This is a genomic window from Methylobacterium sp. E-016, assembly GCF_022829745.1.
GTDB lineage: Bacteria > Pseudomonadota > Alphaproteobacteria > Rhizobiales > Beijerinckiaceae > Methylobacterium.
Genome location: NZ_JAKSYF010000177.1, coordinates 1 through 11,769 on the forward strand (window position 1 = coordinate 1; position 11,769 = coordinate 11,769).

At 61.9% G+C, this 11,769-nt stretch carries 8 protein-coding genes; 3 read left to right on the forward strand and 5 right to left on the reverse strand.

The window, feature by feature from the left end; genetic code table 11:
• Positions 1-569: 569 nt before the first annotated feature.
• The 5 genes from MKK68_RS26255 to MKK68_RS26275 all read right to left on the reverse strand — a co-directional run bounded on the left by MKK68_RS26255 (position 570) and on the right by MKK68_RS26275 (position 7,285).
• A complete protein-coding gene (locus MKK68_RS26255) occupies positions 570-1,304 on the reverse strand; it encodes a citrate lyase subunit alpha (RefSeq protein WP_313899249.1) in 735 nt (244 codons plus the stop codon).
• A gap of 130 nt (positions 1,305-1,434) precedes the next feature.
• Positions 1,435-2,010 (reverse strand): hypothetical protein, encoded by a 576-nt coding sequence (locus MKK68_RS26260; RefSeq protein WP_244033414.1) that lies wholly within the window; start codon positions 2,008-2,010, stop codon positions 1,435-1,437.
• A gap of 900 nt (positions 2,011-2,910) precedes the next feature.
• Positions 2,911-4,086 (reverse strand): ABC transporter substrate-binding protein, encoded by a 1,176-nt coding sequence (locus tag MKK68_RS26265; protein ID WP_244033415.1) that lies wholly within the window; start codon positions 4,084-4,086, stop codon positions 2,911-2,913.
• A 276-nt stretch (positions 4,087-4,362) separates the two neighbouring features.
• Positions 4,363-5,577, reverse strand: coding sequence for an ABC transporter substrate-binding protein (locus MKK68_RS26270; protein WP_244033416.1), 1,215 nt, complete (start codon positions 5,575-5,577; stop codon positions 4,363-4,365).
• 367 nt (positions 5,578-5,944) lie between these two features.
• Positions 5,945-7,285 carry an MFS transporter gene (locus MKK68_RS26275; protein ID WP_244033417.1) on the reverse strand — a complete coding sequence of 447 codons (1,341 nt, stop codon included), beginning with the start codon at positions 7,283-7,285 and terminating at the stop codon, positions 5,945-5,947.
• A gap of 152 nt (positions 7,286-7,437) precedes the next feature.
• On the opposite strand from MKK68_RS26275, the gene MKK68_RS26280 reads away from it, so the two are divergent.
• The 3 genes from MKK68_RS26280 to MKK68_RS26290 all read left to right on the forward strand — a co-directional run bounded on the left by MKK68_RS26280 (position 7,438) and on the right by MKK68_RS26290 (position 11,181).
• Positions 7,438-8,775: an FAD-dependent oxidoreductase gene (locus MKK68_RS26280; RefSeq protein WP_244033418.1), complete on the forward strand. Its 1,338-nt coding sequence runs from the start codon at positions 7,438-7,440 to the stop codon at positions 8,773-8,775.
• Between the two features lie 90 nt (positions 8,776-8,865).
• Positions 8,866-10,464 (forward strand): dihydroxy-acid dehydratase, encoded by a 1,599-nt coding sequence (locus MKK68_RS26285; protein WP_244033419.1) that lies wholly within the window; start codon positions 8,866-8,868, stop codon positions 10,462-10,464.
• 9 nt (positions 10,465-10,473) lie between these two features.
• The gene (locus MKK68_RS26290; RefSeq protein ID WP_244033420.1) at positions 10,474-11,181 is read left to right on the forward strand and encodes a GntR family transcriptional regulator; all 708 of its coding nucleotides are present in this window, start codon (positions 10,474-10,476) and stop codon (positions 11,179-11,181) included.
• Positions 11,182-11,769 lie beyond the last annotated feature (588 nt).

The window sequence follows — 11,769 nt, forward strand, 5'->3', positions numbered from 1 at the left end:
CTGCGCCAAGCTCGACGTCTCGTTCTTCCGATACCTCGGCGATCGCCTCGGCATCCCAGACAGCGCAACCGTCCCGCCCCTGCCGGACCTTGTCAGAAACGCCGCAACAGCATGACCGCCCGGTGATCTGCCCCGGTTACCGATTTGGCGGAGAGGGGGGGACTGTCCGGCCGGACTTAAAAACTCAATTAAATCAAGGGCGTTTCGTTTGGCGCCACGACCCATTCTGTACCAGCTAACAGTACCAGCGTCGACGTCAAATTTGATGACAAGCGGTTGCCGCAGATAGGTAACGGTGTTCGCCTCCGCCTCCCATGGTCGAGGTGATCGAGGAGTGCGCGTCGGAAGCAATATCCGAAGTCGGGTCAGAGATTGCAGCTTGGCAGGATTGGATACTTGATTGCTAGCTGAGCCTGTGATGCGCTCATCGAGCCGACGAGCCTTTGGCCGTCCAGAAAAACAGTGCAGATTCACGAATGGTCAGAGCTACCTTTCGTTTTGGCCGAATGGTGAGGGAGGGCCCACAAGAAGCTGCAACTAGGTTTTTAGTACTTGCGCAGATATCTGCGCTAGACTGCTGGAACCATGTCGATAACGGTGCCGTCCCGATACTCAACCACAGCGACGATGCGTCCGTCAGCTGCACGGGGGCGTGCAGGAGCACCGGCCCGACGCCTGGCTTCCGCGGCCAGGTCGTCGATCCCGACGAGGGGGATCCCGGCTGCGCGGAGCCGGTCCGCAAGTTCCGGGCGGCCCGGGTTCACGGCGACGCCGCCGTCGGTGACCACCACGTCCACGGTCTCGCCCGGTGTTGTAACCGTGGTGACGTGGTCGACCACCTTGGCGTGAGACCGGGCGACGAGCTGCGTTGTGATCAGGGTCAGCGATGCACCGGCGGCGGTGTCGGCATGACCTCCGGAGCCGCCGAGGATGATCCCGTCGGTGCCGGTGGTGACGTTAACGTTGAAGGTCCGGTCGATCTCGGCGGCGCCGAGGATCGAGGCGTCGATGCGGTTCACCACGCAGCCGCGGTTGTGCGGGTTGGCGTACATCGAGGCCGACATGGACTGATGCGTCGGGCTTCGGCGGAAACTGTCGACTGCATAGATGTCGAAGGCTTGCACGTCCATCAGCGCGCGGAACAGCCCGGCATCGAACATCCGGACGATCCCGGCCGTGATACCGCCGGCGGCGAAGCTGCCGGCCACGCCCCGCTCGGCCATGATTGCGATCGGCCTCACAAAGCTCGACCACGCCAGGGGTCTCGACCATCTGACCACCGACGAAGGTCCGCCGGAAGGCATCGTTCAGGTCGCGGACCGGGGCGGCAGAGGGAATGGCCGCCAAGGCGGCTCTGCATGAGTGTGAGGGTAGGCCATTACCGGACCTCCCCCGCTCACGCTTCAACCGCGGGCGTAGGTTCTGCCGGGTTTATCAGGGCGATGTGTTCCAGCGTTCGCACGAGGACCGGCAGCTCCGGCCGGTCGCGCCAGCGTAGCACGAGGAGGTTCTCAGTTTTGACCTCGACGACCTTGGCCTCGAACCACCCGTCTCCGCCTCCGCCATGAACGAGCACGGTGCTGCCAGCGATGATGCTAGCCCAGTCCGTCGGACGATGCTCTTCAGCTGCCACGTCGCCACCAGGCCGTTGTGCCGTGCCGCCAGGTTCCCTGCGTCGGCGGTGCCTTGCGATACCATGGCAGGCCCCGCCAGCGCGCTCAGGCGCTCGTACAGCCCCTTTTTCACAAACGACACGAAACCTTTGCCCGACGCGAACACCCGGCCCTGGGGCAACGGAGCGCCGAGCGCGCGATGCTCGTCAGTTTCGACGGCGAGGGTGCGCATGCCCATCAGGCCGGCGGCCTTCGTTGCGAGTTCAGTATCTGACTGTGCGAACTGCGAGGCGTGCGGCTTCCCGCCGTCGTCGAGCCCGAACACGATCAGCTTGGCCGGCGACGTTGTTGGTGTGTTCTCGACGGCCGTCACCGTTGCGGGGATTCTCTCGGACATAGCTTGCTCCTGAAAAGCAAAAGGGGCCCGGTTGGGACCCCTTTGGGTTGGCGCGATGGGAAGGTTCAGGCTGGCTAGATCGGTCGCATAGGTTGCTGTGGCATGGCGCCCAAAGCGATGGTTCGAGTTCGATCATAGCGCGCCTTGCAGCAGCGAATTTGCTGCCTTAAAAACAGTAATATAGGAATATAAGCTTTTTGTCAAATCGAGTAGCCAAACCCATCGAAGCGGCGCTCAAGATCGAGCTTAGTTCTGACAGCTCATAAGTGCTCTCAACGAATGCTAGGCAAATATACATTTTGGTTATCGCCACAGTGCGATAATAGTATGAGTAATTTATAGCTGATGAAAAAATCTGTAATTCCTTGTAATACCCGTTACTTGATGTATTTGCATTCGCGGCGAGGGTGCGCTGACGGGCCGTTCAGGATTGCCGCCTTATCCTTTTGGTGGGTGCTCGTGCCCACCGTCACCCTTATCGGATCGCTGTTCGTGCGCCATCCGACATTGCGTTTTTGAACAGTTGCTTTGTATGGCAACCGAACCTTCGCCTAGATTCCGGAAGCGGACGTTCCGCACCCGACCCGACCTAGCCGTACGAGATGACATCGTTGCTGCCGGAAGGCGAACGTAAATCCCCGTTGTCGCAGACGGCAGGAAATGGCCGATTTCGGACCGTCTGCTTCAGAACTCACGGCGTGGGAAAGAGCACATTACCGTGGTTCAGGCCAATACAGCGGGATGAGCGCTTACGGACTCTGCGCCTTGTTCATTCGACTGTTCGTTAAGAAGCGCGATGCAAAATTTCTAGCGGTGGTCTCATCAACACATGACGTGGCCCATTCCCGGCACGTCGTCCCCCGAGGTCGTGACCGCTACCCTTACGCGTAAGCCGTCCCATCAGCGCCAGAGCCCGCAGCGGCTCTCGGCCTTCGTGGCCGCAGCGGCGTCGGCTGGGATCGTCTCAATGACCTTGTAGTAATCCCAAGCATACCTCGACTCGGCCGGCGTCTTGACCTGCATGAGGTACATGTCGTGGACCATGCGCCCGTCCGGGCGGATGTATCCGCGGGCGAAGAAATCATCGACTGGCGTCTCACGCATCGTGGCCATCACGGTCTCGCTGTCGCGGGTGCCAGCGGCCTTTACGGCGGAGAGGTAATGCCACGTTGCAGAGTAGTCGGCCGCTTGGGGCAGCGTCGGCATCCGCCCGGTGCGCGCAAAGTAGCGCTTGGCCCAGGCCCGGCTCCGATCGTTGAGGTCCCAGTACCAGCCGTCCGTCATGTACATGCCCTTTGCCGCTTCGAGACCCAGGGCGTGCACGTCGCTGAGATACAGGTTCATCGCGACGACGGTCATCTGGCCGACTAGCCCAAACTCGCCAACCGCCTTGATGGAATTGATGGTATCGGCCCCGGCATTGGCCAAGCCAAGCACATCCGGTGCGGCGGCCTGGGCCTGGAGAAGGTACGAGGAGTAATCAACGGTGCCGAGTGGGTGCTTGACAGAACCTACGACGTTACCACCGAGGGCCTGCACCACCTGCCGGGTATCCTTCTCGATTGAAGTGCCGAAGGCGAAATCCGCGGTGATGAAGTACCAATTCCGGCCACCTCGCTTGGTGATGGCTAGGCCCGTACCCTTCGACAGCGCGATTGTGTCGTAGGCGTATTGCACCGTGAAAGGCGAACAGTCCTCGTTCGTCAGGCGGGAGGTCGTGGAACCGATCGGCATGAACACCCGCTTGCGGTCACGCGCGAGCTTGTTGACGGCCAAGCCGACGGACGAGTTCGGGCCGGCGATGACCATGCTGACGTCGTCGCGGTCGAACCACTCCCTCACCTTGGAGGCGCCGACGTCGGCCTTGTTCTGGTGATCGGCCGAAACGAAACGGATCTTCTGTCCCAGCACCTCGCCGCCGAAATCCTCGATTGCCATCCTGATGGCCTCGGCGCCACCCGGCCCGTCGGCGTCGGCAAAAACACCTGACATGTCGGTGATCAGGCCGATGGTGACCGGAGCCTCGGCAGCGCAGTGAAGTGGCCATAAGCCAGTGATCGCGCACGCTACCAGCACAGATTTCCTCGGTATCCCACTGCAGGTTATCATCGATGTCTTCCTGACGTATCGGTGGGTCGATGCTTGGCTTTGAGGGTCTATCAGCTGATTATCGCCACAATACAAATTATTATTACTATTAGATTTTAAATATCAGTGATTGATCCGGAGATTGCTAAAATTATTGCTCATTAATTTAATTATCTATGCTGTAATTTTAAGTATTAGATAGACTGTACGGCGCGAGCCGGCCATATGGTTCGCCTGAGACCCACCGGCGGATCGCGCGGGCGGTCAATTAGCTCTCTGCCCGACGAATGGACACTGGCCCGCATCCATCGGCCTAAAGGCCTTGTCCGCCTTTACAGTGGCCAAGGTTTTGTAGAGATCGTACGGCCCCTTGGACTCGCCGGGCGCCTTGACCTCGAACAAGTACATGTCGTGGATCACGCGACCGTCCTTGCGCACGCTGCCCTGACCGAACACCGGATCGCTGGTCGGGATGTCCTTCATCGCGGCGACGACCGCGGCACCATCCTTGGGGGATTTCGTCCTCTCCACGGCCTTCAGATAATGTAGGACCGAGGCGTAGACACCGGCGTGGACCATATTCGGGTAGCGGCCGCCGAAGCTGCCCGCGAAGCGTTTGGCAAAGTCGCGTGTGCCGTCGTTGAGGTCCCAATAGAAGGCTTCCGAAAGCAGCAACTTTTGCGCTACTTGCAGGCCGAGCGCCCTGATGTCGTTAAGCACCATCAGCATCGCGACAAGCTTCTGTCCGCGCTCGGTGATGTCGAACTCGCCTGCCTGCTTGACCGCGTTGACGGTGTCGACGCCCGCGCTGCCCAGGCCGATCACCTTCGCCCGTGACGCCTCGGCCTGCAGCAGGAACGAGGACAGGTCGGAGGTCCCGAGCGGGTGGCGCACGGTGCCGACGACGCGCCCGCCGGCCTGTTTAATCGCCTCCGTCGCGTCGCGCTCCAGGGCATGCCCGAACGCATAGTCGACGGTCATGAAGAACCACGTGTCTCCACCGGACTTCGTCACCGCGTTGCCAACCGTGTTGGCCTGCGCCCAGGTGTCGTAGGTCCAATGCACAGTGTTGCGCGTGCAATTCTTGCCGGTCAGATCGGACGTGCCGGCGCCAGAGACGATGAGTGCCCTGTTCTTCTGCGCGACCAAGCCGCTGACCGCGAGGGCGACGGCCGAGTTCGGGACGTCGAAGATCGCGTCGACCCCGTCCGCGTCGATCCATTGCCGCGCGATATTGGCACCCACATCGGCCTTGTTCTGATGATCGGCGGACAGGACCTCTACCGGCATGCCGGCGACCGTCCCGCCGAAATCGGCAACGGCCATCCGCGCCGCGAGGACGGAGCCGGGCCCCGCGAAATCGGCCTGGGGTCCGGACATGTCCGAGAGGACGCCGATCCTCAAGACTTCGGCTGAGGCCGTGCCCGCACCGAGGGTGAAAGCGGCGAGACACGCCGCACGGATGGCAAGGCTTCGCATGGATGTCTCCTCCGGCTTCATCGTTTTTGTTGTTGTCGGTCGTTTATCGTGGCGCGCCGGACTTGCCGTATCGCCCCGGGGCCCCGTCCTCAGGTCTGACGTGCCGCGCCTGCAAATCACCACAACCTCGGCAGCTGAGCCTCCCGCATATCGCCACGCGGAATCGGTTGCCGTCGACGTGAGCCTGGGACGCGTGCATCGCCCCCGAGCCTGTGCTTCCGCCCCATCCGCCGGATGGCGTGCGGGTTCGTGGCCGGGCCCAATGCTTCGTCATCCGCGCGGCGCTCGTGACGGGGCCAAAACCCGCTTCACGTCGCCTCGCAGTTCGCGCCGGCGGGCCCTGGTGCGGGGCCCGCTTCCAGGTTGGTCAGCCGGCCTTGACGGCTGCCGGATTGACGACAGGCTGACTTGCCTCGTTCTCTCGCGTCTTGATGAAGCTGGCCGCGACCACGCCTACCAGAACGCACGCGCCGATGAACAGCCAACCGTTCGAGTAGTCCTTTCCCGTCGAGGTGACGACCACCAGGCTTGCGAAGATCTTGGCGCTGAAGGCGGCGACCGTGTAGCCGGCCCCGTTCACGAAACCCATCGCCTTCCCGTAGACCTCCGGCGAGAAAATCTCGGCGGGTACGGTCAGGAACGGGCCCCAGGCCATGTTGCCGAAGAAGCCCATACCGCACAGGCAAATGGCCAACATCGTCGGGTCCGCTTCGTTGAGCCGTGCGAGCATGAAGACGAAAGGCGCCAGGCCAACGAAGCAGGCCAAAATCATGATACGCCGATTGCCGTGGAAGACCTTGTCAGAAAGGTAGGACGAGGCGAAGCTACCGATGGCACCCGCGGCGAAGTACAAGCCGCTCCACAGGCCCATTTCCTGGAGCTTGAAGTGGAATACGTCTGATAGGTACAGCGGGATCCAAGTCAGGGCTCCGTAGAGCGTGATCTGCATGACGATGTCGACGACGACGACCGCGATGTAGCTCTGGCTCTTGAACAGATCGACGAACCGGATGCCACCGGATGCGCGTGCTTTTGCTTCTACGTCCTGATAATGGCCCACCCGGATTTCGCCGCGCTCGATCTCGTCGCGATAGGCATACTCCAAGTCTTCAGGCGCGGCGCCGCTGAATTGCTCAGGCCGGTCAAAGACGATCAACAAGATCAATAGTAACGGTACCACGCCAAACGCTGCGGTCACGTAGAAGACGATCCGCCAGTCGCCGGAAGCGTGCGCAAACTGGGTTGCGACTACGCTTGCCCAGGCCGGCGTCAGAATCCACGCCCAAGACAAAAGAGCTTGCGCGCGCGCCCGTCCTTCCTTGTTGAACCAACGCATGAGGATTCTCGCGGACGGTACGTATTCCGTTCCGACCAGTGCGCCAAACAAGGCCATTCGAAAAAAGTATTCGTCCCGACTTTGAATATGTGCCATCCAAGCCGTCATGACCGACCAAGCAATGACGGAAAAGATCAAGATCCTTTTCGCCCCGAAGCGGTCCGTCAGAATGCCTGACACGTATTGCGAAGGACCATAGAAGAGCAACATCAAGAATGCACCCGTTCCAAGATCGGATGTCGATAGACCAACATCGTGTGCGATTATGGGATTTAGTACACTCGTTTTCACACGATCAAGATACTGGATGCTGTAGGCGACAAACAACGTCACCGCGATCACCCAACGGTATGGGATTGCTCCAAACCGCATGCTTTCCTCCCCTCACATACTCCTGGCATGTCAGCGGCATACGAGTATGCAAGAAAATTCCATGCGTCAATCTCTTGCATACGACTAACATACTAGTAAGATATGAGAAGGAGAGGGAGCCGCTCGGTCGGTCGACCCTATGGAGAAAGCGCATGGTCGAAGCGCGAGCGCTTGATCGCAGGCCTGTCGAGGAACTCGAAACTGACGTCCTGGTCTGCGGTGGTGGGGCGGCTGGCCTCGCGGCCGCCCATACGGCAGCGCGCCAGGGCCTAAGTGTCACCTTGCTTGAGCGCTACGGATTCTGTGGCGGCGGAGCGGTGGCCGGTCTGTCAGGGACGGTCTGCGGCCTGTACGAGGCCACCCGTCGCAATGCCGAGCCGGACATCGTCGTGCATGGCTTCGTGGACACGTTCGTCGCCGCCATGGAGGAACGCGGTGGCCTGACCCCTCCGCTTGTCTACGGTTTGACCCGGACCCGGGTGCATGATCCGTTGGTCTGGCGCGAGGTCGCCGATGACCTGCTTGTCGATGCCGGCGTAACGGTGATCCACCACTGCACGGTCACCGAGGTTCTCCTTGAGGGAGATCGCGTCGCGGGCGTCCAGGCCTATACCAAGCAGGGCAAGATTCGCGTCCGTGCCAGCGTGACCGTCGACGCCACGGGCGACGCTGACGTCACGGCGATGGCAGGCCTGTCGACCTTTATGGGGCACGATGGCCAGGTCCAGAACCCGACCATGATCTTCCGCATCCAGGGCGTCGACGTCGAGCACTTCCGCGAGACCTATGGCAACGACACGATCATGCCGATGGCGGTCTCGGAAGCGATCCGGGCTGCCGACCCCAGCGGGAGCATCCTGCCGCGCACCAAGATCTGGCTCTTCCCGACGACGCATCCGGGCGAGCTGCTGTGCAACTGTACCCGGGTCACCGGCGGGGATGGTCGCGAGCTCAACGCCACCTACTATCGCGATTTCACCGAGGCCGAGATCCGCGGACGACGGCAGGCCCGGGCCTATGCCGCGTTCTTTCGGGCGAACCTCGCAGGCTGCGAGCATAGCTGGATGGAGGATACCGGCGTGCAGGTTGGCGTCCGGCAGACCCGCCAAGTCCGTGGCCGCGAGATCTTGCTCAACACCGACATCCTGTCTGGCCGCAAGCGCGGCGACGGCATTGCCCGCTCGCCCTGGCCTATCGAGCTTCACAGCGGCGAGCGTCCGCGGGTCGAGTGGTTGATCGACGACTTCTACGAGGTCCCCTACGGCTGCTTTGTACCCGAGCGCGGACTGTCGCTGCTCGCGGCCGGGCGATGCCTGTCGGCCGAGCATGAGGCCGTCGCTTCGGCCCGGGTCACCGCCCAATGCTTCGCTTATGGGCACGCCATCGGTCACGCCGCGAGCCTCGCCGTCCGCGAGCGCGTGCAGCCGGGGGACATCGATGGATCGACCATCCGCGCAATGCTGAACCGCGACGGCGCTCATCTCGACTAAAGGAATTCCTCCGCAATGACTAGACAGTATCGTAGCTACTTCGAGCCAGGCACCACGCGGTGGGCGGTCCGGCGTGCCCAATGGATTGCGATGGGGATCTCGGAAGAGGACTTCGACAAGCCAAAGATCGCTGTCGTCAACTCCTCCAGCCAGCTTTCCGTTTGCTACCAGCACCTCGATCAGGTGTCGGTGGTCGTCCAGGAGGCGATCCGCGCGGCCGGCGGCCTGCCCTTCGAGATCAGGACCGTCGCCCCCTCCGACTTCGTCACCTCGGCGGGCAAGGGCGGCCGCTACCTGATGCCCACGCGCGATCTTCTCGTGAACGATGTCGAAGTTCAGGTCGAGGGCGCCGTGCTCGATGGCATGATCTTGCTCGCGTCTTGCGACAAGACCACCCCAGCGCAGCTCATGGCCGCCGGACGGCTGAACCTTCCGAGCTTGGTGCTGGCCTGCGGTTACCAACTCGGCCGCGAGTGCGGCGGCCACCACGTCGACATCGAGGAGGTCTATAACTCCGTCGGCGCGCTGAAGGCGGGTAAGATCTCGCTCGGCGACCTGACCGAGATAACCTGTCAGGCGATCAAGGGCCCCGGCGTCTGCGCTGGACTAGCGACAGCGAACTCGATGCACTGCTTGGCCGAGGCGCTAGGCATGGCGCTCCCAGGCAATGCGCCGATCCGGGCGGGCGGCGACCGTCTCTACGACTTTGCACGGCAGGCCGGTCGCCGCATCGTCGAACTCACCGAGGAAGGCACCACCGCCCGCCAGATCCTCACGCCGGCCGCCTTCCGCAACGCCGTTACCGTCGCCTGCGCGATCGGCACGTCCGTAAACGTCATGCGCCACCTGATTGCTGTTGCTGTAGAGAGCGAGTGCGATGTCGATATCATCGCCGAGTTCGAGCGCGCGGCTGAAAGGGTCGGCCAAGTCACGCGTATCCGGCCAAACGGACCGGACCGGATCGAGACCTTCGACCAGGCCGGCGGCGTCTCGGGGGCCATGCGCCAGATCGCCGGTGTGCTCGACTTGTCCGTCCTGACGGTCAGCGGGCACACGCTCGGCCAGAACCTCGATGCCCGTCCAGATCCAGATCCGGCCGTGATCCGGCCCCTGGCAAACCCGTTCCGGAACGAGCCCGGCCTCATCATCATCCGCGGGAACCTCGCTCCGGACGGAGCGGTCGTGAAGCTGTCGGCGGTCCCTGCCGCGATACGGCGCTTCGAGGGAGCTGCATCCGTGTTCGAGGACGAGAACGAGGCCATCGAAGGACTGCGGACGGGTGCCGTTAAGCCAGGGGATGTCGTCGTGTTGCGCATGCTCGGCCCGAAAGGCGGACCCGGCACGGTCTTCGCGGCGAGCTTCATGGCCGCCCTGGTAGGGGCCGGGCTCGGGGAGACCGTCGCGGTGATTACTGACGGCGAGCTATCCGGCCTCAACAGCGGCATCACCATCGGTCAGGTCATGCCGGAGGCGGCAGAGGGCGGTCCGTTGGCGGTCGTGGAAACGGGCGATCGCATCCTGATCGACCTGAACGAACGCCGTCTCACGCTGGCCATCGACAATGCCGAGTTGTCCGCGCGGATCGGCGCGCTCGTGCCGCGGGCCCCGACCACGGAGAAGGGATGGCTCGCCCTTTACCAGCAGCTCGTCCAGCCGCTATCGAAGGGTGCAGTCCTGGGAGTTCGATAAGGTAGACGCTTGAACCTCGAAGCAATTACCTCGTTGGCTCCTGGTCAGCCGGAAAAGCGCGGGACTGGGCTTCCCGGCGAGGCGGACTCGCAGGTCCGCCAAGCCTACCTCGCCCTTGAGGAACGTATCGCGACGCTCGCGCTCGCGCCCGGCCAGGTGCTTTCGGAGACGTCCCTCGCCGCGATGCTCGGCCTTGGCCGGACGCCCGTGCGCGAAGCCCTCCAGCAACTCGCCCGGGAGGGCCTCGTCGCGGTCCACCCGAAGCGAGGGGTGGTCATCACCGAGATCGACGTGAAGCGTCAGCTTAAGATGCTGGAGCTGCGTCGGTACCTGGAACGCTACGTCGTCGAGGCCGCAGCGACACATGCCACGGCGGTGGAGCGTGGGCGATTTCGCGAGATCGCTGACCTAATGGAAGACGCAGGCTCGCGTGGGGATGGCAAGGCCTTTCTAGCGCTCGACCGCGAGTTCAACCTCCTTCTACTCACGAGCGCTGGCAACGAGTTCGCGACGAACGCGATGAAGCTAATTCAGGGCTTGGCACGCCGCTTCTGGTATGCCTACGGCGACAATGCCAATCTTGGCGAGACAACGCGTCTCCACGCGGGGATCGCCCGATGTGTTGCAGAGCAAGAACAAGAGGCGGCAATAAAATATCTCGATAGCCTGATTGACAATGTTGAAGAATTTACCCGTTCCACGTTAAAAATACGATAGTTTAATTTATAATTTGTGATGCTAAATTAACTATAGAAGCGCTACTGTTTTAGGTAGACCTACCCAATTCTGTATGGGGCGGATTAAGCCAACGTACGCCTAATGTGCATCAGGAAATGTTATATTCTTTATCCGCAGCGGCTGGCGCGGCAAGAATAACCTGGCGCATTCAGGCTTGAACTTGTGCCGCGAGCCATGGGGATGCGCCACCGCTTGTGCAGTTCGGAAACACGTCGCCAATGCACCCTCCTCGGACTTGCGCGCTGAGCTGCTGGAGCATCCGCTTCGAAGAAGGCGGCGGAGTGGGCTGAATGACGGGGTTTGGCGCGAAGCAGTCGACTGCTCCCGGGTGCGCGAAGGTCCAGTGCTCTAATTCGGCGTCCCAAAAGCGGAACGGCAACAATCCACCCAACCAAGCCATTCAGCATCGCCGCCATGCGCCATGAGCAGACATCGGTCGTGTCCCTTGGCGTGGTGTAGCTCGGTGAGGACCACCACGATCACCGGCTTGGGCCGGGACGATCAGGCTGCCAGAGTGGGCAGGCTGACCAGGGGATCCTCGCCGATCGGGGCGATGCTTTCCAGGGT

Bases quoted from the DNA above. Each gene is read 5' to 3' on its own strand.
- MKK68_RS26260 (WP_244033414.1), bottom strand. From the start codon at position 2,010: ATGTCCGAGAGAATCCCCGCAACGGTGACGGCCGTCGAGAACACACCA.
- MKK68_RS26285 (WP_244033419.1), top strand. From the start codon at position 8,866: ATGGGGATCTCGGAAGAGGACTTCGACAAGCCAAAGATCGCTGTCGTC.
- MKK68_RS26255 (WP_313899249.1), bottom strand. From the start codon at position 1,304: ATGCCTTCCGGCGGACCTTCGTCGGTGGTCAGATGGTCGAGACCCCTG.
- MKK68_RS26280 (WP_244033418.1), top strand. From the start codon at position 7,438: ATGGTCGAAGCGCGAGCGCTTGATCGCAGGCCTGTCGAGGAACTCGAA.
- MKK68_RS26275 (WP_244033417.1), bottom strand. From the start codon at position 7,285: ATGCGGTTTGGAGCAATCCCATACCGTTGGGTGATCGCGGTGACGTTG.
- MKK68_RS26270 (WP_244033416.1), bottom strand. From the start codon at position 5,577: ATGCGAAGCCTTGCCATCCGTGCGGCGTGTCTCGCCGCTTTCACCCTC.